The sequence below is a fragment of the Leptotrichia trevisanii DSM 22070 genome (genome assembly GCF_000482505.1).
GTDB classification, from domain to species: Bacteria; Fusobacteriota; Fusobacteriia; order Fusobacteriales; family Leptotrichiaceae; genus Leptotrichia; species Leptotrichia trevisanii.
Genome location: NZ_KI519447.1, coordinates 12,667 through 35,569, shown reverse-complemented (window position 1 = coordinate 35,569; position 22,903 = coordinate 12,667). Strand labels below are relative to the sequence as shown.

At 31.9% G+C, this 22,903-nt stretch carries 26 protein-coding genes and 1 pseudogene; 15 read left to right on the top strand and 12 right to left on the bottom strand.

Translation table 11 applies throughout. The features are described 5' to 3' along the window. The first annotated feature begins 66 nt into the window (after positions 1 to 66). Positions 67 to 1,308, top strand: a complete 1,242-nt coding sequence (gltS, locus tag K324_RS0113090; RefSeq protein WP_026749528.1) for a sodium/glutamate symporter — start codon at positions 67 to 69, stop codon at positions 1,306 to 1,308. Between the two features lie 124 nt (positions 1,309 to 1,432). Here gltS and dapB read toward each other — a convergent pair whose 3' ends face one another. From dapB to argF, 12 genes are all read right to left on the bottom strand, one after another. Then, the gene (dapB, locus tag K324_RS0113085; protein WP_026749527.1) at positions 1,433 to 2,167 is read right to left on the bottom strand and encodes a 4-hydroxy-tetrahydrodipicolinate reductase; all 735 of its coding nucleotides are present in this window, start codon (positions 2,165 to 2,167) and stop codon (positions 1,433 to 1,435) included. A 67-nt stretch (positions 2,168 to 2,234) separates the two neighbouring features. Beyond that, the gene (locus tag K324_RS0113080; protein ID WP_026749526.1) at positions 2,235 to 3,233 is read right to left on the bottom strand and encodes a DUF4912 domain-containing protein; all 999 of its coding nucleotides are present in this window, start codon (positions 3,231 to 3,233) and stop codon (positions 2,235 to 2,237) included. A 96-nt stretch (positions 3,234 to 3,329) separates the two neighbouring features. After that, the gene (gene atpC / locus K324_RS0113075; RefSeq protein WP_026749525.1) at positions 3,330 to 3,719 is read right to left on the bottom strand and encodes an ATP synthase F1 subunit epsilon; all 390 of its coding nucleotides are present in this window, start codon (positions 3,717 to 3,719) and stop codon (positions 3,330 to 3,332) included. A 130-nt stretch (positions 3,720 to 3,849) separates the two neighbouring features. After that, positions 3,850 to 5,247 carry a F0F1 ATP synthase subunit beta gene (gene atpD / locus K324_RS0113070; RefSeq protein WP_026749524.1) on the bottom strand — a complete coding sequence of 466 codons (1,398 nt, stop codon included), beginning with the start codon at positions 5,245 to 5,247 and terminating at the stop codon, positions 3,850 to 3,852. Positions 5,248 to 5,304: 57 nt separating this feature from the next. After that, complete coding sequence (gene atpG, locus K324_RS0113065) at positions 5,305 to 6,165, bottom strand: ATP synthase F1 subunit gamma (RefSeq protein ID WP_026749523.1); 861 nt, start codon at positions 6,163 to 6,165, stop codon at positions 5,305 to 5,307. 15 nt (positions 6,166 to 6,180) lie between these two features. Beyond that, a complete protein-coding gene (gene atpA, locus K324_RS0113060; RefSeq protein WP_026749522.1) occupies positions 6,181 to 7,686 on the bottom strand; it encodes a F0F1 ATP synthase subunit alpha in 1,506 nt (501 codons plus the stop codon). An 18-nt stretch (positions 7,687 to 7,704) separates the two neighbouring features. Continuing rightward, positions 7,705 to 8,232, bottom strand: a complete 528-nt coding sequence (atpH, locus tag K324_RS0113055; RefSeq protein ID WP_026749521.1) for an ATP synthase F1 subunit delta — start codon at positions 8,230 to 8,232, stop codon at positions 7,705 to 7,707. A gap of 1 nt (position 8,233) precedes the next feature. Next, positions 8,234 to 8,728, bottom strand: coding sequence for a F0F1 ATP synthase subunit B (atpF, locus tag K324_RS0113050; protein ID WP_026749520.1), 495 nt, complete (start codon positions 8,726 to 8,728; stop codon positions 8,234 to 8,236). A gap of 150 nt (positions 8,729 to 8,878) precedes the next feature. Continuing rightward, positions 8,879 to 9,115, bottom strand: coding sequence for an ATP synthase F0 subunit C (atpE, locus tag K324_RS0113045; RefSeq protein WP_006803454.1), 237 nt, complete (start codon positions 9,113 to 9,115; stop codon positions 8,879 to 8,881). A 140-nt stretch (positions 9,116 to 9,255) separates the two neighbouring features. Next, positions 9,256 to 10,152 (bottom strand): F0F1 ATP synthase subunit A, encoded by an 897-nt coding sequence (atpB, locus tag K324_RS0113040; protein ID WP_026749519.1) that lies wholly within the window; start codon positions 10,150 to 10,152, stop codon positions 9,256 to 9,258. A gap of 307 nt (positions 10,153 to 10,459) precedes the next feature. After that, complete coding sequence (locus K324_RS0113035) at positions 10,460 to 11,698, bottom strand: glycoside hydrolase family 10-like protein (RefSeq protein WP_026749518.1); 1,239 nt, start codon at positions 11,696 to 11,698, stop codon at positions 10,460 to 10,462. Between the two features lie 103 nt (positions 11,699 to 11,801). Continuing rightward, positions 11,802 to 12,791, bottom strand: a complete 990-nt coding sequence (argF, locus tag K324_RS0113030; protein ID WP_026749517.1) for an ornithine carbamoyltransferase — start codon at positions 12,789 to 12,791, stop codon at positions 11,802 to 11,804. A 362-nt stretch (positions 12,792 to 13,153) separates the two neighbouring features. Between argF and ybaK the strand changes: the two genes are divergently transcribed. The 14 genes and pseudogenes from ybaK (at position 13,154) to K324_RS0112975 (ending at position 22,878) form a co-directional block, all read left to right on the top strand. Continuing rightward, positions 13,154 to 13,654 (top strand): Cys-tRNA(Pro) deacylase, encoded by a 501-nt coding sequence (gene ybaK, locus K324_RS0113025; protein WP_026749516.1) that lies wholly within the window; start codon positions 13,154 to 13,156, stop codon positions 13,652 to 13,654. A 204-nt stretch (positions 13,655 to 13,858) separates the two neighbouring features. Beyond that, positions 13,859 to 14,677, top strand: a pseudogene (locus K324_RS15000) (oxidoreductase). A 111-nt stretch (positions 14,678 to 14,788) separates the two neighbouring features. Beyond that, positions 14,789 to 15,766: a helix-turn-helix domain-containing protein gene (locus K324_RS0113015; RefSeq protein WP_026749515.1), complete on the top strand. Its 978-nt coding sequence runs from the start codon at positions 14,789 to 14,791 to the stop codon at positions 15,764 to 15,766. A gap of 215 nt (positions 15,767 to 15,981) precedes the next feature. Then, entirely contained in the window at positions 15,982 to 17,253 is a 1,272-nt protein-coding gene (locus tag K324_RS0113010; RefSeq protein ID WP_026749514.1) for an RNA-binding domain-containing protein, read from the top strand. A 197-nt stretch (positions 17,254 to 17,450) separates the two neighbouring features. Next, the gene (locus K324_RS16470) at positions 17,451 to 17,888 is read left to right on the top strand and encodes a Gfo/Idh/MocA family protein (RefSeq protein ID WP_232056026.1); all 438 of its coding nucleotides are present in this window, start codon (positions 17,451 to 17,453) and stop codon (positions 17,886 to 17,888) included. A 16-nt stretch (positions 17,889 to 17,904) separates the two neighbouring features. Further along, positions 17,905 to 18,033: a hypothetical protein gene (locus tag K324_RS16565; RefSeq protein ID WP_269473193.1), complete on the top strand. Its 129-nt coding sequence runs from the start codon at positions 17,905 to 17,907 to the stop codon at positions 18,031 to 18,033. Next, complete coding sequence (locus K324_RS16465) at positions 18,030 to 18,440, top strand: hypothetical protein (protein ID WP_232056028.1); 411 nt, start codon at positions 18,030 to 18,032, stop codon at positions 18,438 to 18,440. The genes K324_RS16565 and K324_RS16465 overlap by 4 nt, the downstream gene beginning before the upstream one ends. Before the next feature lie 67 nt (positions 18,441 to 18,507). Then, a complete protein-coding gene (locus K324_RS15315) occupies positions 18,508 to 19,014 on the top strand; it encodes a hypothetical protein (protein WP_051354476.1) in 507 nt (168 codons plus the stop codon). 337 nt (positions 19,015 to 19,351) lie between these two features. Further along, complete coding sequence (locus K324_RS16460; RefSeq protein WP_232056030.1) at positions 19,352 to 19,501, top strand: YbaK/EbsC family protein; 150 nt, start codon at positions 19,352 to 19,354, stop codon at positions 19,499 to 19,501. After that, entirely contained in the window at positions 19,486 to 19,773 is a 288-nt protein-coding gene (locus K324_RS16455) for a YbaK/EbsC family protein (RefSeq protein ID WP_232056031.1), read from the top strand. Before K324_RS16460 ends, K324_RS16455 begins: the two co-directional genes overlap by 16 nt. A gap of 97 nt (positions 19,774 to 19,870) precedes the next feature. Continuing rightward, positions 19,871 to 20,065: a hypothetical protein gene (locus K324_RS16255; RefSeq protein WP_026749513.1), complete on the top strand. Its 195-nt coding sequence runs from the start codon at positions 19,871 to 19,873 to the stop codon at positions 20,063 to 20,065. Positions 20,066 to 20,128: 63 nt separating this feature from the next. After that, positions 20,129 to 20,371, top strand: a complete 243-nt coding sequence (locus K324_RS16450) for a helix-turn-helix domain-containing protein (RefSeq protein ID WP_026749512.1) — start codon at positions 20,129 to 20,131, stop codon at positions 20,369 to 20,371. A 259-nt stretch (positions 20,372 to 20,630) separates the two neighbouring features. After that, positions 20,631 to 22,547, top strand: coding sequence for a BglG family transcription antiterminator (locus tag K324_RS0112980; protein WP_026749511.1), 1,917 nt, complete (start codon positions 20,631 to 20,633; stop codon positions 22,545 to 22,547). Further along, on the top strand, positions 22,540 to 22,878 hold the full coding sequence (locus K324_RS0112975; RefSeq protein WP_026749510.1) for a PTS lactose/cellobiose transporter subunit IIA: 339 nt from the start codon (positions 22,540 to 22,542) through the stop codon (positions 22,876 to 22,878). Before K324_RS0112980 ends, K324_RS0112975 begins: the two co-directional genes overlap by 8 nt. Positions 22,879 to 22,903: the final 25 nt, after the last annotated feature.

Below are 22,903 nucleotides of genomic sequence, written 5' to 3'. Positions count from 1 at the left end.
ACTTTATTTGAATTTATAGTATAATAATATATTACGAAAAAATTTTTATAGCGAGGTGAATTAATTATGACTAAAATTAACATGGATATGATTCAGACTATTGGGCTGGCAGTCATTTTACTGTTAATTGGAATGAAACTTAGGAAAAAAATTAAATTTTTTGAAAAATATTGTATTCCAGCACCTGTAATTGGTGGATTTTTGTTTTCAATACTTGTTTTTATTTTAAGGCAGACAAATATAGCTGAAATCAAGTTTAATGATACGTTGCAAAAATTCTTTATGGTGATGTTTTTTACAAGTGTAGGATTTAACGCAAGCCTTAAAGTGTTGAAAAAAGGTGGAAAAAAAGTTGTTGTTTTCCTGTTTGTTGCATCAGGGTTGTGTATTTTACAAAATGCTGTTGCAGTTGGGCTTTCAAAATTTGTGGGAATTCCGCCATTATTGGCGTTAATGACAGGATCTACACCAATGACTGGGGGACATGGAACATCAGCGGCTGTGGCTCCAACAATTGAAGCTCTTGGTTCTGCATATAAAGGGGCAAACGCTATTGCAATTGCTGCTGCGACTTTTGGACTTATTGTTGGATCGGCGATGGGAGGCCCTATTGCCAGTAGACTTATTAAAAAGCACAAATTGTTACCAGAACATTTTGTAAAGGATGGAATACAGCATGGAGATGAGGATATTGACGAAGAAGTGTTAAAAAGACAGAAACCTTATCTTGATGGCGAACGTTTTTCGATGGCGTTTTTTTATATTTTGATTGCAATGGGAATCGGTTCGTATTTATCAATGTTTATTGACTATCTTATGAGCTTTACAAATTTTGAGGCACATTTCCCGATTTACATTGGGCCAATGATTGTTGCGGCAATTATTAGAAACTTGTCTGACAATGTAAAGGCAATGAATGCTCCAACTAAGGAAATAAGCATTCTTGAAGATGTGGCACTTAGTTTATTTTTGGCAATGGCATTAATGACATTGAGATTGTGGGAATTAATTGACTTGGCACTTCCTGTAGTTATTTTACTGGTTGCACAGATTATTTTAGTTTATCTATACTTAAATTTTGTAACATTTAAGGCAATGGGATCAGATTATGATGCGGCAGTGATGGTGTCAGGACATTGTGGATTCGGACTTGGAGCGACTCCAAACGGAATTTCAAACATGAAAGCGGTTACAGAAAAATATGTTTACTCAAAAATGGCATTTTTCGTAATTCCAATTGTCGGTTCACTATTTATTGATTTTGCCAACATCAGTATTATTACGATATTTACACAGTTTTTTAAATAACAGTTTGAAATTTTTTAGAAACAAAAGAAAAAGAAGAAAAGCCTGAGTTAAAGTTCTTCTTCTTTTTTTATTTGTAAGGAAAGCAAATCTACACTTTTTTAGTATATTGATATTTTTGATTTTATTATAAACCAAGTACATCCTTCATTGTATACAGTCCCACTTTCTTCCCAAAAAGAAATTCCACAGCTTTAACTGCACCATCTGAAAACATTTTTCTTGACAACGCTTCATGCTTTATTTCAATAATTTCATCATTTTTTGCATAAATTACAGTATGTTCCCCGACTATGTTTCCACCACGTATGGCGTGAACTCCTATTTCCTTTTCGGCTCGTTTACTGTGTCCTTCCCTTCCATAAATTGTTCTATAATCTTTTCCATTATCATCCAGGTTTTCCTTTACAACTTTAAGCAGGGTATTTGCTGTACCGCTTGGTGCGTCAATTTTTCTGTTGTGATGCTTTTCAATTATTTCAATATCAAAATCCTTTAATAATTTTGTTGCAAAAGCCACAATTTCATTTACAATATTTACCCCAACAGAAGTATTTGTTGCCTTAATTATCGGTATTTGCTTTGCCGCCTCTTCAATTTTTTTCAGTTGTTCTTCCGAATGTCCTGTTGTTGCGATTAAAACTGGAACTTTTTTATCAATTCCCGCTTCAAGCACGTCTTCCAGCAAGCTAAAATGCGAAAAATCAATAATCGCATCAAACTCTACATCTTTTCCCTTCAAATTTTTAAAATCTCCATTTCCAAGCGGATCAACCAGCCCAACAAATTCATTTCCAGAATTTATTACTGATTCCTTTACATACTGTGCCATAACTCCGGCACCATAAACAACTACTTTCATAAACTCTCCTATTTCTATTTTTTTATATAAAAAAAACGGGGCATGGCTTAAATGCCCCTACAATTTTCTAGCTGCTTCTTGAACCACCCATATCCAGTCTAAGATTTGGAAGTTTTCCTTTTATCACTTTTCTTTCAATTAATGATTCTGAAGCTCCTACTTTTGTTAATCTTTCTATTACTTCAATTATAAATTCATTATTTTCATCCACGTCGTAGTCTGCAGGTACTCCTAAAAGCTCCCTGCCTTCTGGTGTTGAAATTGGTGTATTTATATATTTTATAAGCTGATTTGTGTTTGCATCATATTTTACTGTTCCCCATACTAAGTCAATATTGTCAGAAACTTTGTCATTTGGTGCAATGGCTTCCACTGAGTGAGCTACTTCTGAGAAGTTTCCATATTGATCTTCGTATCCGATGGACGCTTTATAGTGCTGATTTACGTCAATTTCAGTAATGTAATGTGAACCAATTCTTTCGTGTCTTATAATTTTTCTATATTCGTATCCGTCTTTATAAAGTTTTATGACTACATTATCAATAACACCATTATTTGACGCCAATCTTTCAAATGTATCATCACGAATTTCCCAGTATATATATAATGTTGTAGGATTTTTTGGCATTAGGACAAGTTCGTCTGTAAAATATGCTGCTGGTAATGGAGCCTTGTCAAAGTAAATATCTTCCTGATTGGAGTTACCGTCAAATTCCACACCTTTTGCAAATTTTGAACGGTTAATTTCAGTTTCAACATATCTACGTTTTATTTGTTCTGGAGAAATTCTTTCATAGTTAAAATCAAAGGCTTTAAAACTTCTTCTATATTTTCTGCCTAGATTTCCTAATAACTTTTTATTGGCAAAATTTCTATAGAACGTTCTGCTTCTTTTCATAAAGAAGTATTTTATTAAAATTTTTTCAATAGTTTCCTTTTCGATAACTTCCATGGAAACAAATTTTTCTAATTTTTTTAATTTTTTATTATTTTTATTTCCAATTAATTTTTCATTAACATAATTTCTATAAAATGTTCTTATTCTATTTTTTTTCAATTGCTCCATTCCCATTCCACCTTTACATTATTTTTTTTAATTTTAAAATTAATTAACTATATTTTATATATATATATTATACCACATTTTCTAGAATTTCAAAATTTATTTTCTGCTTAAATTGCTCTGAATACGTTTTTTTGTTCCCAAAATATCCTGATCTTCTTTTATTTTTTGTTTTTTTGCCTTTTCAATGGCAACTTCCCTTGCCATCCGTTCCGCCTCTGCTTTAGTCGCTTCAACGATATTCACTCCCAAAATAACGACTTTATCCTGTCGAACTTCGAGAAATCCCCCTTCCAGATAATATGTCATTTCCTTATTATCCTTTTCTCGAACAAGCATTTCCCCTGCACCAATTGGCGTAATATAATTAATATGCTTGGCAAGTATTCCAATATCTCCGCCTTCTGTACGCAATTTCACAAATTCAACGGGCTTTTCAAAAACAAGTCTTTCGGGAGTTACTGCTTCCAAAATAAATTCTGTTGCCATAAATCCTCCTTTCTGCTCAGAATATGCCAGATTATGCAACAAATACATTTTTTTATTAAATTATTTATTGGAAAAATAGGGGAGATTATCCCCAAATCCAATAAACTTTTTTATAATTGTTCCTTATAAGTTATTCACTCATTAATTCTCTAGCTTTTGCCACTGCCTCGTCAATTGTTCCGACGTATAGGAATGCCTGTTCAGGTAAATCATCATGAAGCCCATCCAAGATTTCCTTGAATCCACGAATTGTTTCTCTTAGCGGCACATATTTACCTTTCATTCCAGTAAACTGTTCTGCTACTGAGAAAGGCTGTGAAAAGAATCTTTGGATTTTTCTAGCACGATTTACTGTTAATTTATCATTTTCATCCAGCTCATCCATTCCTAGAATTGCTATAATATCTTGCAATTCCTTGTATCTTTGTAATACTTTCTGAGTTTCCCTTGCAATTTTATAATGCTCATTTCCAACAATTTCAGGCTCAAGTATTCTTGAAGTTGAATCAAGAGGATCTACTGCTGGATAAATTCCAAGTGATGCAATTTGTCTTGACAATACTGTTGTTGCATCCAAATGCGCAAATGTTGTTGCTGGTGCCGGATCTGTCAAGTCATCTGCTGGCACGTATACAGCCTGTACTGATGTAATTGAACCTGTACTTGTCGAAGTTATTCTTTCCTGCAAGGCTCCCATTTCAGTTGCCAAGTTTGGCTGATATCCTACGGCTGATGGCATTCTTCCAAGCAGTGCCGACACTTCTGATCCTGCCTGAGTGAATCTGAATATATTGTCGATAAATAAAAGTACGTTCTGTCCTTCCTTATCTCTAAAATATTCCGCCATTGTAAGTGCTGTAAGCCCAACTCTTAGTCTTGCACCAGGTGGTTCATTCATTTGTCCATACACTAACGCTGTCTTGTCGATAACCCCACTTTCAGTCATTTCATTATACAAATCACGCCCTTCACGTGTACGTTCTCCAACTCCTGCAAATACGGAAAGTCCTCCATGCCCTTTTGCGATATTATTGATTAACTCCTGGATTAATACTGTCTTTCCAACTCCAGCTCCTCCAAACAGTCCGATTTTTCCACCTTTTAAATATGGTGCCAATAAATCCACCACTTTTATTCCTGTTTCCAGTATTTCTGAATCTGTTCCCTGTTGCTCAAATGACGGTGCGTCCTTATGGATAGATTCCCTTAATACATCCGCATCCAATTTTTCACCATCATCAACCGCTTCCCCAAGTACATTGAAAATTCTACCTAATGTAGCTCTTCCAACGGGAACTTGAATCGGGTTACCAGTATCTACAACTTCCAGTCCACGTCTTAGCCCTTCAGTTCCAGACATTGCAACTGCTCTCACAACGTTGTTTCCATTGTGGGCATGAACTTCAGCTACTAATTTTTCTCCGTTTTCCTTATATACTTCAAGTGCATTATAAATATCAGGCAGCTTTTTTTCAAATTTTACATCTATTACCGGCCCGATAACTTGCACTAATTTACCTTTATTCATCGGTTACCTTTAACCTCCTTCTTAGTTTATGTCCGTATAATTCTTTAAGGAAATAAGTTATTGTACTCCTAAAGAACCACTTATAATTTCTGTCAATTCCTGTGTTATTTTTCCTTGTCTTTCACGATTGTATTGTACTTCCAGGTTTCTTATCATTTCAGCGGCATTGTCGTTAGCCTGTTTCATCGCAGACATTCTGGCTGAATGTTCACTTGCCGAATTTTCCAGAAGTGATTGATACAATTTTATATTCAGAACTTGTGGAACAAATGAATTTAACACTTCCTCCTCTGACGGATCAAATACATATTCCTTTGTTGGCAACCCTTCCTTTTTTTCTATTGGAAGTAATTTTTCCACTTGAATATTGTATTCAATTGCTGATACAAATTTTGAATAAATCATATAAACTTCATCATAAAAATCGTTTAAATAAAACTGTACAACATCTTCACTGATTTTTTTCCCAGTTTCAAACATTGTTTCGGGAATCATCTGCGTATATTCACTATCCACGTTAATATCCCGATTTTTACAATATTCTTTTGCCTTTCTTCCAATCGTTACGACTGAAACGTCCTTTCCTTCCTTCTCAAATTGCTTTCTCATATTTTCAAGCCTTCTAAAAGTATTTGAGTTAAAACTTCCGCATAGCCCACGATCCGATGTCATTACAATGATACCGATTCTTTTGACTTCCGACTTTCCATCAAAAATTACAAATTTATTTCCTTTAAGACTTGCAACCAGATTGTCAAACGCCTCATCTACAGCATGTGCATAGTTTCTGGATTTTAAAGTTAAAACTTGAAATTTTTTAAACTTTGTAGAAGAAACAATATTCATTGCATTTGTTATTTGACTTGTATTTTTTACACTGTCAATACGTTCTTTTATTTCTTTCATATTTGCTGCCATATTATTTCACCTGCTTTACCAGACATATTCTTTTTTGAAGTCTGTTATAAATTCATCAAGTTTATTTTTTAGATCGTCATCCAATACTTTTTTCTCACGAATTTCATTTAAGATTTCTGAATCGTTTTTAAGTGCTTCGATTAAATCTTTTTCAAATGTTCTAACTTTTTCAGTTGGAACATCGTCAAAATATCCATTTGTAACACAGTAAAATGAAATTACCTGTTCCTGAACTTTGAATGGGCTATATTGTGGCTGTTTTAACACTTCCATAATTTTAGATCCACGGTTAAGCTGATCCCTTGTAGCCTTGTCCAAATCCGATCCAAACTGTGTAAATGCCAGTAATTCATTGTATTGGGCAAGTTCCAGTTTCACTTTTGAAGCCACCTGTTTCATTGCCTTAATTTGTGCCGCTCCTCCAACCCGTGATACAGAAACTCCTGCATTTATTGCTGGCCTGAATCCTGAATTAAATAAATCTGTTTCTAAAAATATTTGTCCATCTGTTATTGAAATAACATTTGTTGGAATATATGCCGAAATATCTCCTGCACGTGTTTCTACGATTGGAAGTGCCGTAATTGAGCCTCCACCCAGTTTATCGCTTAATTTTGCCGCTCTTTCAAGCAGTCTTGAGTGAAGATAGAAGACATCTCCTGGATATGCTTCCCTTCCCGGTGGACGTTTTAGCAGTAATGACATTTCACGGTAAGCTACCGCATGTTTTGATAAATCATCATAAACTATCAATACATCTTTTCCTTCATCCATAAAATATTCACCCATGGCAACCCCTGAATATGGCGCCAAATATTGAAGTGGTGCCGATTCTGAAGCAGTTGCCGCAACAATAATTGTATATTCCAACGCACCTGCCTCTTCCAGTTTTTTATAAATTTGTGCAACTGTTGATCTTTTTTGCCCAATTGCAACATAAATACATAAAACATCGTTATTTTTTTGATTTATAATGGAGTCAATGGCGATTGCCGTCTTACCAGTTTGTCTATCTCCAATTATTAATTCCCTTTGTCCTTTTCCAATCGGGAACATTCCGTCTATTGCCTTTATTCCAGTCTGCATAGGCTGTGTAACAGGTTTTCTTGCGATAATTCCTGATGCCTGTCGTTCGATTGGCATATGTTTGTCAGCTGTTATAGAACCTTTCCCGTCAATAGGAGTCCCAAGTGCGTCAACTACTCTTCCAAGAAGCTCATTTCCAGCTGGAACTTCAGCTACTTTTCCCAGTCCTTTTACTATGCTTCCTTCTTTTATTCCTTGTGTCTTTCCAAAAATTACTGCTCCAATGTTACTTTCTTCCAAGTTTAGTGCCATTCCGATAGTTCCATTTTCAAACTCTAAAAGCTCTCCTGCCATAGCGTTACTTAATCCGTAGATTCTGGCAATTCCATCTCCTACTTCCAAAACCGTCCCAGTATTGGAAATATCCAGTGAACTTTTGTAATTTTCGATTTCGCTTCGGATTATTTTACTTATTTCTTCTGGCTTGATTCTCAAAGAAAAGCACCTCCGTTTCTAAAAATTTTTCTTTATTTCTTCAATCTGATTTTTTATTGAACCGTTAATAACTTCATTTCCAATTTTTAAAATTCCACCGCCGATTATTTCCTTATCGACTTTAAGATTTAAAACGATTTTTTTACCATATTTGTTTTCAAGTTTTTGTATTAACTGTTCCCTTTGCGTTTCCGATAGCTCCTTTGCAAATATAGCAGTTATTGGAAGTTTATTATTTTCTTCATAATAAAGTTTTAAAAAATATTCTTTTATATCACTGATTAGCGACAATCGTTGCTTTTTAACAATATATTTCACTATTCCAAGTGCTTCTTTTGTCGTATGATCAAATGATTTTTCCAAAAATTTTTCCTTTTCTGGAAATTTTTTCAGAGGATCTTCTAAAATTTTTCTAAATTCCTCTTCCTCCTCATAATTTTCCATAAGAATATTTAACACTTCCCGAACTTCATTTATACTGTTAGAAGATTTTGCTATATTATAAATTGCCGCTGCATATCTTTTTGCAATTTCATCATTAGCCATTTTAATCTCCTATCTCATTAATAAACTTGTTTATAGTTTCATCCTGCTTTTCATCAATATTTTCCTTGATAATTTTTTCCGCAAGTTCAACTGCCATTTCCCCAACTTCCTTTTGAAGTTCAAATTTAGCGTTTTGCCGCATTTTTTCAATGTCAGCTTCGGCTTTCATCATCATTCTTTCACGATTGCTCATAGCTTGCGATATAATCTGATCTTTTCTGTCGTCTGCCTGTCTTTCAGCTTTTATCAGAATGTCGTTAGCACGTCTTTTAGATTCCTTTTTCAATTTTTCCATTAATTTTTTCTGTTCTTCCAGTTTTTCCTTTTCGTTCTCAACGATTTCCATTTCAGACAAAGCTAATTTTTTTCTGTCCTCAAGCACTTTTCCGATTTTTTTTGCAAAAGCCCGTGAAAAAAAATAGACTAATACTATAAAGTTTATTATTTGAATAGCCATCGTAAAATCGATGTTTACTAATTTTGCTCCTTCATTCATTTTTTCTCCTTAATTTACATTATTAATCCTATTTTTGTTTCTTTTTAATTCCTTTAAATAACTTTCATATCAAAATTATTTTATCCAAACTTCTGAATTGTTTTATTTATTTACAATTCTAGAGGGCTCGAATAGTATGCCTAATTTTTGCTATCCTTTTAAGAAAATTAATAAGAAAGCTATTACCAACGCATAAATTGCGGATGATTCCGTAATCGCAAGTCCAGTAATTAATGTCTGCATAATATCCTGCTTAGCTTCGGGCTGTCTTGAAACCGCTTCTACTGCATATCCAGTTGCAATCCCTTGTCCTAATCCTGCTCCAATTCCTCCTACTGCTGCAATTCCTGCTCCTAATAAAGCTGCTGCTTGAACTATTCCTTCCATTCTTTTAATCCTCCTAATTTTTATTAAATTTATTTTTGTTTTTTTGTTTTAAAAATTATATTTTTTATAATTCTCTTATTTATGCAAAATCCATTAATTTTAATGACTTTGAACATATAAAAGAACTACAAGTTTATTTTTTATTCTTCTTCGCCTAACGCTTCACCGATATAAACTGATGATAGTATTGTAAATACGAACGCCTGTACTATTCCAATGAATAAATCCAGATAAAGCTGTATAATCATCGGCCATCCGACTGAAAATGAAAAACTTCCCTTCAGCATATTATTTGTCATTGACTGTAACAGTCCACGCCCAACAAGGCTATATAGCAACCCGACAATTACAAGTCCTGCGAGCATATTCCCAAATAACCGCATTGAAGTGTTCAGCACTTTTGAAAAAATATCTACGACGTTTAACGGAAACATAAACCACATTGGTTCAAACAATGATTTTATGTATCCTTTTAAACCATGCTGCTTTATAGAAACTGCCAAGAAGACGACAATCACCACGAGTGATAGCCCAATTGTAGTATTTGGATCCGCTGTTGGCGTTCTAAAAAATGGTTTTACCGTTCTAATGCCATTTTCTTTGACTGCCATCATAATGAACGGGAATAGGAAAGTGCTTAAATTTGAAAACATTATAAATGCAAATAATGCCGCAAAAAATGGTATATAAGTTTTTTTATGTTTTCCAAAAGTAGTCAAAAAGGTATTTTCAATAAAATGATAGTATTCTTCCATAACAATTTGCATTTTGCCAGGTTTTTCCACACTTATATTCTTTGTCCCAGCTCTTACAATAAATATGATTATAAGCATAATTGCCCACGTATCAAGGACTGTCTGGCTAAGTGAAAATTTAAAGTTCCCCAGAACAAAATTAAAATAATGTGGTGCTTCCACGACTGAACTCGGTGACTCAAATTTCACTGGTAAAAACGTCGAAATAATTGATAAAATCACATTTACAATAACCATCATAAGAAATAGAAATCCTAAAGATTTCAAAATTTTATTTTTCATTATCTCCCTCCTTTCTCCCAACTTTGAGTAAAGATTTAATATTCTTTGTTACATATGCTTATTATACTCCAATTAAATTCATTTTGCAAATTTTATTAACATCAAGGGAAAGTCTTTATTTAAAAGAATTTTTGCATATTTTTATACAAAAACAGCAAGTTATTTATATCACTTTTTATATATTTTAATTTTTTTTACAAAAAAATCAGCACTATCTAAGTCATAATAACTTTAATAATACTGATTTTTTTAATTTTTTTAATTTTTTTAGTTCTCTTAAAATTCTAAATTTTTCTAAATTTAGAAACTAAAAATTGCCATTATTGGAATAAGGCCCTTGTGCCAAGCTGTTTGTCGCATTTTTAGGGTTTGTTAATAATGATTTGTAGCTAAAGAAGATGCTTCCTTTTACTTCTGGATAATTTCTGTTGAAATTTACCTGATTTATTAATTCTTTTGCATTTTGCCAATCATTAACCTTGTATGCGGCTTGTCCAATGTATAAGTCTGTCTGTGTCTGTCCTGCATATTTGCTCCACCATTTTACAAGGGTATTGTACTCAGCGGATTTATGCCCTTGATTCCAGTAAATTTGTGGTGCCACATAATCTATCCAGCCTTTATTCATCCATAATAGAATGTCTGCATATAAGTCATCATAGTTTTGGACTCCCGCTCTTGTTGCAGAACCTCTTGATGGATCAGTAGAGGCGTTTCTCCATACTCCAAATGGACTTATTCCAAATTCTACATTTACATTTTCTTTTTTTATGGATTTATGCAATTTTTCAACTAATTTGTTTACATTATCCCTTCTCCAGTCACCAACTGATGAAAATTTGCTTCCATATTTCTGGTACTGTGCAGAATCTGGATATTCCTGATTTTTAACTTTGTATGGGTAAAAATAATCATCCATATGGACACCGTCAACATCATAGTTTTTTACAACTTCAACAATACTGTTTACAACATAATCATTTACTTCGGGAATTCCTGGATTTAAGTATAATTGTCCTCCGTAAGCCACTGTCCATTCAGGTTTTTTACGTCCGATGTTGTCTTTTGATAATTTATCTCTTGAACTGGATACTGAAAGTCTGTATGGATTAAACCATGCGTGAAATTCGATTCCTCTTTTGTGTGCTTCTTCCACCATGAACTTTAATGGATCGTATCCTGGATTTACTCCTTGTGTTCCAGTTAAATATTCAGACCAGGGTGAGTATTTTGATGGATAAAAGGCATCTGCTGTTGGCTTGATTTGTACAAATACTGCATTCATATTCCATTTTTTTACATTGTCAAGAATTGTCAAAAATTCTCTTTTTTGCTGTTCTACGCTAAGCCCTTTCTTGGATGGCCAGTCGATGTTGCTTACACTTGCTACCCAGACTCCTCTTAGTTCCCTGCTTTTTGTTATTTTCTGATTATTAACTTTTGCTGCATTGCGGTTATTTCCCATTATAATACTGGAAGCATTTAATGACGCCGCTGTTAAAACTGTAATTGCTAATAATGATATTTTTTTTATAATTGATTTCACCAATATCTCCTTTCTGAATGTTAAATCTTCAATATCATTTTAGTACATTTTTTCTAAATTTTCAATACATTATTCTTAATTTTTTCCAATTTCTCAATTTTTCCTATTTTTCGCCTAGAGTTGCCACCATAACTGCCTTTATCGTATGCATCCTATTTTCAGCCTCATCAAACACCACGGAATTTTTGCTTCTGAACACTTCATCAGTAACTTCCATTTCCTTAATTCCATACTTCTGTTCAATTTCCTTCGCAACTTTTGTATTTAAGTCGTGAAATGCAGGCAGACAGTGCATAAATAAATAATCATCCTTTGCATGTTTTACAAGCTCGTTATTTACCTGATAATATGAAAGCCTGTTTATTCTCTCCTTCCATACATCGGATGATTCTCCCATTGACACCCATACATCCGTATAAATCACATCCGCATCTTTTACGCCGGCAATTCTGTCATCTGTAAATGAAATACGCCCTCCATTTTCCTCAGCCAATTTCAAGGCAGTTTCAGCCAATTCCTTATCTGGAAAATATTCTTTCGGAGCAACAATCGTAAAATCCATTCCAAATTTTGCTGCCCCAATCATAAGTGAATTTGCCATATTGTTTTTTCCATCCCCAAGGTATGAAAATTTAATTCCCTTTAAAGTTCCCTTTTTTTCTAAAATTGTCAAAAAATCCGCTAAAACCTGTGTAGGATGAAACTCAGTCGTAAGCCCGTTCCAAACAGGCACACGAGAATGCTTTGCCAATGCTTCAACCAAATTCTGCCCGTATCCCCGATATTCAATCCCGTCATAAAATCTTCCCAAAACCTTTGCAGTGTCTTCAATAGATTCCTTATTATTCATTTGTGAAGTAGAAGGCCCAATATAAGTAACATTCGCACCCTGATCATAAGCCGCCACCTCAAATGCACATCTAGTCCGTGTCGAAGTTTTTTCAAAAATTAGTGCAATATTTTTTCCAACTAATTTTTTCTTTTCAGTTTTATTTTTTTTATCCTCCTTCAATTTCTTTGCCAAATCCAGTAAATATTGCAATTCCTCCGTTGTAAAGTCCAGCAGTTTCAAAAATGAACGTCCCTTCAACATAATTTTACCTCTTTTCCTAATATTATTTTGCAATTTATATATTCTATTATATCATTTAAATCTTATAATTTATACTATTTCCTGTTTAAACAATGAAAATCAAAAAATTAAACTCATTTTTTACAAGATTATGCTATTATATTTGTCTATTAACTATTAAAATGCCCTTTAATTAAATTTAATCATTAAGTATCCAACGTAAGGACTTTTATAATTTTATTCCTCTTTATTTAAATGGAGTTTAATATTAAAATGTTTTTAGAAATAAGGGATTTAATTTAACTTCTTGTTTTTTTATTGACTGAAAAATATTAATTTGATATACTGAAAATAACGAAGAATACGATTATGGGGGTATAAAAATGAAACATAAAAAAGAAAAAATTGTAAAGACAAATGCTTTAAGACAGCTAGATAAACAGAAGATTCCATATATTATTCATACTTATGAGTGGAGTGAGGATAAAAGCGGAGGGCTTGGTGTTGCGGAAAAATTACCTGAATTGGCGGAGAGAGTTTTTAAGACAATTGTGTTAAAGGGAAAAAGTAAGAATTTGTATGTTTGTGTGATTCATGGAGAGGCTCATCTTGATTTAAAGAAAGTGGCGAAGGCTTGTGGAGAGAAAAATATTGATTTATTGCCATTATCAGAATTGGAGAAGGAAACAGGATATATTCGTGGAGGATGTTCTCCTGTGGGAATGAAAAAGTTGTTTGAGACTTTTTTTGACAAGAAAGTTGAAAAATTTGATAAAATAATGGTTTCAGCTGGTAGACGAGGATTACAGATGGAAGTGGAAACAGAAAAACTGGTTGAAGTGGTGAAAGGGAATGTTGTGGATTTGACGATGGAAGAAATATAATTTTTGAGTTAGTTTTTAATAATTACAAAAGAAAAATTACTTAAAAGGAAGAATACAAAAACAAAAATTGTCATAAATTGCTAACCGAATGTCGCTTTTTATCATTGAAAATGATTTTAATCTTTGATAAACTAATTTATGTGGAAAACAAAAATGAAAATAAAAATTTAAAAATGATAAGGAAAAGAGAGGAAAATTAAAAATATGAAAAAAGTAATTTTATTGACAGGAGCAAGCAGTGGAATTGGATATCAAACAGCGGAAAGTTTGACAAAAGAGGGGCATGTGGTTTATGGTGCAGCTAGAAGAACTGAGAAAATGGAGACTTTAAAACAGTTTTGAGTTAAACCTATACATTTAGATGTGACTGATGAGGAAAGTATTAAAAGTGCAATTGATACAATAATTGGAAATGAAGGTCGTATAGATGTTTTGATAAATAATGCGGGATATGGTTCTTATGGTGCGATAGAAGATGTTGAAATAAGTGAAGCAAAAATGCAGTTTGAGGTTAATTTATTTGGATTGGCGAGATTGGTTCAATTAGTGCTTCCGCATATGAGAAAGCAAAAACCAGGTAGAATTATAAATATTTCTTCGATGGGAGGAAGATTGACAAGTTATTTTGGTGGGTGGTACCATGCGACTAAATATGCACTTGAGGCATTCAGTGATGCGTTGCGTATGGAAGTGACTGATTTTGGAATAGATGTTTCGCTTATTGAGCCAGGTGGAATAAAAACTGACTGGGGAATTATTGCTGCAGATAAACTGGCAAATTCTGCAAAAGGTGGAGCATATGAAAAAGAAGCATTGAAGACAGCGGAAGGAATGAAAAAGCAATATTCGGGAAATATGCTTTCTAACCCAATTGTTATTACAAAAGCAATTTCAAAAGCAGTAAACAGTAATCGTCCTAAAGCAAGATATTTAATAGGCTTTATGGCAAAACCTCTTGTATTTTTACATACTATTCTTCCAGCAAGAGTTTTTGACAAAATTATGAAAAGTGCTTCGAAATAGGTAAAAAAATAATTGAAAATTGAATTTTTCTGAGAAACTTATATAAGAAGAAATTAATTTTGGGAAAATGGAAAATTTGAGATAAAAAAACTTTGGAAAAATGGAGAAAATATGAAAATAACTATGCCAAAGCAGTTTCAGGATTTTTTGAAGAGTATTGGATTATCAATTGAAAATATTCTTGAACAAGCGGGAATACCAAATATTTTATGGAAAGAAGAAATTCAGCTTTCTACTGAGGAATATTATTTATTTTTGAAAAAAATTGATGAAGTTATTACTGATGAGCAAATTTCAGCAATTAGCAATATTGATAACTTGAATGTGTTTATTCCATCATTTTTTGCAGCACTTTCTTCAAAAAATGGACTTGAAGGCTTAAAAAGATTGGCAAAATACAAGAAATTAATAGGGCCTGTTTTTTTGGAAATTAAAGAGTTTGAAGAAATTGTTCAAGTGCAGTATTTTTTTGAACAAAGGGAAAAGGAATTACCACGTTTTGCAGTTTTGAATGAACAACTTATGTTGATAAATTTATTGAATAAAGGAATTGGTAAGGAAATATCTCCAGTAAGTGTTACAAGTCCTTTTGAGTATGGTGAATTATTGACAAAAGAGATAAATGCTACGATAAATAAAGCAAAGCAAAATGAAGTCATTTTCAGCATGAAAGATTTGAAAAAGCCATTTTTGACAGCAAATAATATAATGATGGAATATTTGGAACCGCAATTGAAACAGAAACTGGCAGAAATGGAAAGTGAGACATTTGAAACTTTTGCAAGCAGAGTTCAGAAAAAACTTTTTCAGCTTATTCCGAGTGGACAGTTTGGACTTGAAAATGTAGCAGAAGAGTTTGGGATAAGTGGAAGGACTCTTCAAAGAAATCTGGCAGCAGAAAATACCAGTTTCAATCAGATGGTAAAAGATATTCAAAAAATAATGACCTTCAACTATTTGGAAGCAAAGGAACTTTCAATAGATGAAATAGCCTATCTAGTAGGATATACTGAAACTTCTTCCTTTTATCGGGCATTTAAAAAATGGACAGGGAAAACAGTATCGCAGTATCAGAAAGAGAAAAAATAAAAATTGAAATACGTCAGAAATTAGGCGTATTTTTTGTTACAATTACAATTGTTTTAATAATTCAGAAAACTATTTTTCGTTGCAAAATGAAACGCAAAATGGAACGAAAACCTTTTCGTTGCAAAAATGATAAAAATGAAGTATAATTAATTTATAAAAGGGCTATTTTAAAGGAATTATATATATTTTTTTATTTAAAAGAATGGAGGGTTCAAATGAGAAAAGAAAGTAAAAAGATAGAGTTTAAGAAAAAAATAACAAAAAGTTATTTGAAAACAGTTTCTGCTTATTTTAATTATGAAAGTGGGAAAATAATTTTTGGAATAAATGATAATGGAGAAGTTATAGGAATAGAAAAGATAATGGAAAATAAACTTAATATAGAAAATACCATTAATGACAGTATAAAACCTAAGCCAGAATATACATTGGATGTTGAAAAAATAGATGGAAAAAGTTGTATAGTTTTAAATGTGAAAAAAGGAGATTTTCCACCATATTATTACAATGGCAAAGTCTACAAAAGAAATGACACATCGACAATTGAAGTAGACACAGTTGAATTGAACAGATTGATATTACAAGGAAGTAATTTAGATTATGAAGCAATTGAAGTAGAAAATGAAAAATTAGAATTTACATTTTTAGAAAAAAAAATGAAGGAAATAGTAGGGATAAAAGAATTAAATTTAGACATATTAAAAACTCTGAATTTGTATAAAAATAGAAAATTTAATATAGCTGCTGAACTTTTTGCGGATAATAATAATAGAAAATTTTCTGGAATTGATATAGTGGTTTTAGGTGAAAATATAAATAAAATACTATTTAGGGAAAACATTGAAAGAAAATCCATACTTGAACAATATTTTGAAGCAATCAGCACATTTGAAAGATATTATGAGTATGAAGAAATAGTAGGAGCTGAACGTATAAAAAAAGAAAAAATTTCAAAAGAAGCTTTCAGGGAATCTGTTGCAAATGCAATAGTCCATAGATTATGGGATATAAATGCAAATATAAAAATAGTAATGTCAAATGATAAAATTGAGATTATATCGCCAGGAAGTTTACCTTCAGGAATGTCTGAAGATGAATATATGAGAGGATATGTTTCAGTTTTAAGAAATCCCATAATAGCAAATATTTTTTATAGACTAGGAATAATAGAAAAATTTGGAACAGGAATAAAAAGAATAAAATATGAATACAGGGAAAATTCTGTAAAACCGTCTTTTGAGATATATGAAAATAGTATAAGGATAACTTTGCCGATAATTGAAACAGTTCTAAGTAATTTAGTTAATGGAGAAGTAAAAGTCTTTGAAATTCTTAAAAAGTATGAAAAATTAAGTAGGAAAGAAATCGAAGAATTAAGTGGATATAACAAATCAAAAGTCATAAGATCGATAAATGGTTTAATTGAGAAAAGCATTGTTGAGCAGGTAGGAAAAGGACGTTCAGTAAAATATCAGTTGAAAAAATAAACCAAAATTATTTTTTTCATTTCAAAATGAAACGTAAAATGGAACGAAAGGCTTTTCGTTTCAAAAGTGATAAATTATATTGAATGTCAAATAGAAAATATTACAATCAGCTTGTAAAAAACAAAGTAGAAGTAGGAAATGTACAAATACATGATATAATTGAGGTGAAATAATAAATTTGAATGAGGAGGCTAACTATGGGAGAAAAGATAGAAAAAGAATTAAAATGGGCTGTGCTGGGAACTGGCGTAATTGCAAATGAGATGGCACAGGCACTTGAAAAAATGGGGAAGAAACTTTATGCAGTAGCAAACAGAACACATGGAAAGGCTGTGGAATTCGCCAAAAAATATGGAGTTCAAAAAGTTTATGACAAAATAGAAGATATGTTTACAGACAAAGAAACTGATATAATCTACATTACAACTCCTCATAACACACATATAAAATTTATGATTGAAGCACTTAAAAATGGGAAGCACGTACTATGTGAAAAATCAATTACATTAAATAGTAAAGAACTTGAAGAAGCAGTAAAAATTGCAAAGGAAAAAAAATCTTATTCTCGGAGAAGCAATGACAATTTTCAATATGCCACTTTATACTGTACTTTCAGAAATTGTAAACTCAGATAAACTTGGGGATGTTAAAATGATACAGGTTAATTTTGGAAGTTATAAGGAATATGACATGAATAATAGATTTTTCAACAGAAATCTAGCAGGAGGAGCATTGCTTGATATAGGAGTTTATGCCATTTCCTTACAAGGCTGTTTATGACTTCAAAACCTGATAATGTGCTTTCACAGGTGAAATATGCACCAACAGGAGTGGATGAACAGGTAGGTATAATTATGATGAATAAGGAACAGCAGATGTCAACGATAGCACTTACACTTCATTCAAAACAGCCAAAAAGAGTTGTAATTGCATGTGAGAAAGCATATATTGAAATTACCGAATATCCAAGAGCTGATAAGGCTAAAATAATTTATACTGAAACTGGTGAAGTTGAGGAAATTACAGCAGGGATGACATCAAATGCACTTCAGTATGAACTTCAGAACATGGAAGAGTCTGTAAAAACAGGAATTAACAAAATGAAACTGGAATATACGATAGATGTTATGGATATTATGACAAAATTACGTAAGGAATGGGGAATGATCTATCCTGAAGAAGAGTAGCGAATAAAAGGTAATTGTAAATTGGTTGATGATGTTCAATATTTAAATAAAAAGGAGATGTTCTGTTATGAAAAAAATAATGAATTTTGTATTGCTTATGTTATGTCTTTTTTCATGTAATATTGCTGTGAATGCAGCAGCTAAGGTAAATTCCGTAGTACAGGAAATAAGGAATGAAAAGGATAGAACAGATAAAGAGAAATTGGTAGTACGAAAAGAAGAAGTAGACGATGGACCTGTAGGAGAAGTCAGCTATTACTATAAAGGGAATATACTAAAAAAAATAGTGAGTCACCTTTATTTTGAAACAGGAAATGAATACAGGGAATATTATATTAAAAATAATAGAGTTTACTTTATATATAGTAAATTAACATCTACAGAACATGTTATATGGACAGATAATCCTAAAGTTCTTGGAATTTATGAAACAAGATATTATTTTGATTCTAATGGAAAAATTGTAAGATATGTGGATGAAAATGGAAAAATTCATGAAAATAATCGGAAGATGAAAGAAGCAGATCAAGAGATTAGGAGATTTAAATTGAATTTTTTAGGAAACAGGTTGTAAGTTTAGAATAAAAGTGAGGGTGTGTAATAAATTTTGTGTAAACCTCTAAATAATATATGGTAAAATAACTATATAGTATTTGGAGGTTTTTGTTATGGTTAAAAAGAAAATTGAAAACGAAATTTTTAAAACATTAATTGAGAATTACGGTATTTAAGGATACTAATGATATTAAGGATACGCTTTTGGTTACTATTCAGACTATGCTTGAAGCTAAAATTGAGCATGAACTAGGGTTATGCTAAACATTCTACGAAAGATAGGGTTACTTCAAATTAGGTAATGGCAGTCTAGACTACTAAAAATAACAAAAAATCGAGTATGGGGGTAATGAAATATGAAACATAAGAAAGAAAAAATTACAAAAACGAATGCATTAAGACAGCTGGATAAACAAAAGATTCCACACATTATTCATACTTATGAGTTGAGCGAAGATAAAAGCAGAGGGCTTGGTGTTGCTGAAAAAAGTTGCCTGAATTGGTAGATAGAGTTTTCAAGACTATTGTGTTAAAGGGAAAAAGTAAGAATTTGTATGTTTGTGTGATTCATGGAGAGGCTCACCTGGATTTGAAGAAAGTGGCGAAGGATTGTGAAGAGAAAAATATTGATTTATTGCCATTATCAGAGCTGGAGAAGGAAACAGGATATATTCGTGGAGGATGTTCTCCTGTGGGAATGAAGAAACTGTTCAGGACTTTTTTTGACAAGGGAGTTGAAAAATTACTTGAAAGGAAGAATACAAAAATAAAAATTTAAAAATGATGAGGAAAAGAGAGGAAAAATTAAAAATATGAAAAAAGTAATTTTATTGACAGGAGCAAGTGGCGGAATTGAATATTAGACAGCGGACAGTTTGGCAAAAGAGGGGCATGTAGTTTATGGTGCGGCTAGAAGAACTGAAAAAATGGAGGATTTGAAGCAATTTGGAGTCAAGCCGATATATTTGGATGTGACTGATGAAGATAGTATTAAGAGTTTGAAGAAATTGTTCAAATACAATATTTTTTTGAACAAAGGAAAAAGGAATTGCCACGTTTTGCAGTTTTGAATGAACAGCTTATGTTGATAAATTTATTGAATAAAGGAATTGGTAAGGAAATATCTCCAGTAAATGTTACAAGGCGGACGTTTTGAACTGGAAAATATAGCCGAAGGATTTGGCATAAGTGGAAGGACTCTTCAAAGAAATTTGTCGGCTGAAAATACAAGTTTTAATCAATTAGTCAAAGATGTTCAGAAAATAATGACTTTCAATTATTTAGAATCAAATGAACTTTCAATAGAAGAAATCGTCTATCTAGTCGGATATACAGAAATTCCATCTTTTTATCGGGCATTCAAAAAATGGACTTGAAAAACAGTATCGCAGTATCAGAAAGAAAAGGATAAATATTAAAATGCGTCAGAAATTTGACGTTTTTTTTTGCTAAAAAATGAAACGAAAAGATTTTCATTAATTATAAATGACCTTAGTTACCACATTGAAGTAGAAAAAGTGGTAATTGATGTTTTTTTAAATTCAAGATATACTTATTATAGATAAAGATATGAGAAATTATTATACAAAAGAAATATTACAACATCAAATTGATAAAGAAAAGAGGGATGTCAGTTTGAATAATCGTATAAAAATATTATTAAAATCAATTTCTGCAAAAAAATATATAACTGCTGAAGAACTGGCAAAAAAGCTGAATATTAGTAGCAAAACTGTAAGAACAACAATAAAAGATTTGAATAACTTGCTTACTAAATCAGGAGGTGAGATAGTTTCTAAATCAGGATATGGATATATACTAAAGATTACTAATGGGGAACTGTTTTCAAAGTTAGATTTAACAAATAAGAGAAAGGTTCTTCCTGATACATCGGAAAAAAGAATACAGTATATTATAGAATATTTAATAAACACAGATAACTACATAAAGGTGGAAAAATTAAGTGAAATGCTTTTTACTTCTCCTAAAACATTGTCTAAAGATTTAAAAGAGGTGGAAAAGATATTTAGTAGCTATAATATAGAACTTAAAAGAAAACCTTATTATGGTATAAAAGCTGAAGGAGAAGAATTTGATTTCCGTCTTTGTATAGCAAACTACATAGAAATGAAAACCAATGGAAATATGAACTTAATAAATGAAAATGAACTCAAAAAAATAGCAGTAGTAATAATGGACACATTAAAAAAAGAAAAATTTAATATATCAGATGTAGCTTTTCAAAATTTAATTATACATATTCAGATAGCTTTAAAAAGGATAAAAGAAAACTGTTATGTTCCTGTTGAGGAAAAAAAGTTGAGAGAATATATAAGTGAAAAAGAATTTCAAATAGCAGAAAAATGTACACATAATCTGGAAAAAATATTTAACATAAAATTTCCCGATTCAGAAGTAGGATATATGGCAATTCATCTTGCAGGGAAAAAATTATTTAAAGGAAGTAAGATTGATGAGAAAAATTTCATTATAGAACAGGAAATAAGCAATATAGTAAATGAAATGCTGAAGAAAATATACGAAGCCTTTAATTTTGATTTTACTAAAGATTTGGAATTACGTATGGCTCTTGCCCAGCATTTAATGCCTTTGAGAATAAGAATGAAATTTGATATGAAAATGAAAAATCCGATGCTTGATAAAATAAAGGAAAGATTCAGTCTGGCCTATACAATGGCAAAGTATGCAAGTACAGTATTTTATAAATACTATAATAAAAAACTGTCAGAAGATGAAATAGGATATATAGCAATAAATCTGGCACTGGCCATTGAAAGACAGAAAAAGGATATAAATAGAAAAACAGTTCTTCTTGTTTGTTCATCAGGAAAAGGAAGTGCAGAGCTTCTGGCCTATACATACAGGGAAGCCTTTGGAGAATATCTGAAAGAACTGATAACCTGCAGTGTATATGATCTGGAAAGTATGGATTTCAGTAAGATAGACTTTGTTCTTACAACGGTACCTATAAATATAAAAATTCCTGTTCCTATTCAGGAAGTGGATTATTTTCTGGAAGAGAGCAATATCAGGGAAATAAAGAAAATATTTACTCTGGAGGAAGATGAGGATGTCTTAAAATATTATGATGAAAATTTATTTTTAAAAGATATAGATTTGGAATCGAAGGAAAAAATTCTGGAATATATGGTAAATCACATAAAAAAATATAGAAAGATACCCAAAAACTTTCTGTCTTCAGTAAAAAAAAGGGAAAAACTTGGAATAACGGAATTTGGAAATAAAATAGCGATGCCTCATACTGATAGGACACTTACAGAGGAAACATTTGTATGTGTGGGAATACTTAAAAAGCCGATTATATGGGAGAAAAAGGAAGTTCAGGTAATATTTTTAGTTTCTGTTTCGAAAAAAAAGGATAAGAAATTAAAGTATTTCTATAAGATAACTGCAAAATTTCTGTTAAATAAAAAGAATATAGAAAAACTGATAAAAACAGGAGACTATAATGAGCTTATAAACATGTTGAAAAATATAGAAGAAAAAATGAAAGGAGAAAGAGATGAATGATGAAAAATACGAAATAGCATTTCAGGTAATAATGAATGCAGGAAATTCTAAATCTTCATCAATGATGGCTATAGAAGCGGCGAGGGAATTTGATTTTGAAGAGGCTGAAAGACTTTTAGTGGAGGCTGATAAGGAGATGAGGGAGGCTCATCATGTACAGACTGAACTTATACAGCGGGAAAGTAACGGGGATGGAGTTGATGTAAACATAATTCTTGTTCATTCGCAGGATCATCTGTCTATGGCGATAACTGCAAGAGATAATGCTGAAGAGTTCCTGCAGCTTTATAAAATGATAAAGGAATTAAAAGATAAAATAGAAAAGAATTAATTTTGCAGATATTATGTGAATTAAG

What these genes read in the sequence shown, in the direction of transcription:
- dapB (WP_026749527.1), bottom strand. Translation starts at nt 2,167, where the DNA reads ATGAAAGTAGTTGTTTATGGTGCCGGAGTTATGGCACAGTATGTAAAG.
- atpG (WP_026749523.1), bottom strand. Translation starts at nt 6,165, where the DNA reads ATGGCAGCAAATATGAAAGAAATAAAAGAACGTATTGACAGTGTAAAA.
- atpE (WP_006803454.1), bottom strand. Translation starts at nt 9,115, where the DNA reads ATGGAAGGAATAGTTCAAGCAGCAGCTTTATTAGGAGCAGGAATTGCA.
- K324_RS0113015 (WP_026749515.1), top strand. Translation starts at nt 14,789, where the DNA reads ATGAAAATAACTATGCCAAAGCAGTTTCAGGATTTTTTGAAGAGTATT.
- K324_RS16465 (WP_232056028.1), top strand. Translation starts at nt 18,030, where the DNA reads ATGACTTCAAAACCTGATAATGTGCTTTCACAGGTGAAATATGCACCA.
- K324_RS16460 (WP_232056030.1), top strand. Translation starts at nt 19,352, where the DNA reads ATGAAACATAAGAAAGAAAAAATTACAAAAACGAATGCATTAAGACAG.
- K324_RS0113080 (WP_026749526.1), bottom strand. Translation starts at nt 3,233, where the DNA reads ATGGAGCAATTGAAAAAAAATAGAATAAGAACATTTTATAGAAATTAT.
- K324_RS16450 (WP_026749512.1), top strand. Translation starts at nt 20,129, where the DNA reads ATGTTACAAGGCGGACGTTTTGAACTGGAAAATATAGCCGAAGGATTT.
- atpH (WP_026749521.1), bottom strand. Translation starts at nt 8,232, where the DNA reads ATGGCTAATGATGAAATTGCAAAAAGATATGCAGCGGCAATTTATAAT.
- K324_RS0113010 (WP_026749514.1), top strand. Translation starts at nt 15,982, where the DNA reads ATGAGAAAAGAAAGTAAAAAGATAGAGTTTAAGAAAAAAATAACAAAA.
- atpF (WP_026749520.1), bottom strand. Translation starts at nt 8,728, where the DNA reads ATGAATGAAGGAGCAAAATTAGTAAACATCGATTTTACGATGGCTATT.
- ybaK (WP_026749516.1), top strand. Translation starts at nt 13,154, where the DNA reads ATGAAACATAAAAAAGAAAAAATTGTAAAGACAAATGCTTTAAGACAG.
- gltS (WP_026749528.1), top strand. Translation starts at nt 67, where the DNA reads ATGACTAAAATTAACATGGATATGATTCAGACTATTGGGCTGGCAGTC.
- argF (WP_026749517.1), bottom strand. Translation starts at nt 12,791, where the DNA reads ATGTTGAAGGGACGTTCATTTTTGAAACTGCTGGACTTTACAACGGAG.
- K324_RS16565 (WP_269473193.1), top strand. Translation starts at nt 17,905, where the DNA reads ATGATACAGGTTAATTTTGGAAGTTATAAGGAATATGACATGAATAAT.
- atpB (WP_026749519.1), bottom strand. Translation starts at nt 10,152, where the DNA reads ATGAAAAATAAAATTTTGAAATCTTTAGGATTTCTATTTCTTATGATG.
- K324_RS0112975 (WP_026749510.1), top strand. Translation starts at nt 22,540, where the DNA reads ATGAATGATGAAAAATACGAAATAGCATTTCAGGTAATAATGAATGCA.
- K324_RS16470 (WP_232056026.1), top strand. Translation starts at nt 17,451, where the DNA reads ATGGGAGAAAAGATAGAAAAAGAATTAAAATGGGCTGTGCTGGGAACT.
- atpC (WP_026749525.1), bottom strand. Translation starts at nt 3,719, where the DNA reads ATGGCAACAGAATTTATTTTGGAAGCAGTAACTCCCGAAAGACTTGTT.
- K324_RS15315 (WP_051354476.1), top strand. Translation starts at nt 18,508, where the DNA reads ATGAAAAAAATAATGAATTTTGTATTGCTTATGTTATGTCTTTTTTCA.
- atpD (WP_026749524.1), bottom strand. Translation starts at nt 5,247, where the DNA reads ATGAATAAAGGTAAATTAGTGCAAGTTATCGGGCCGGTAATAGATGTA.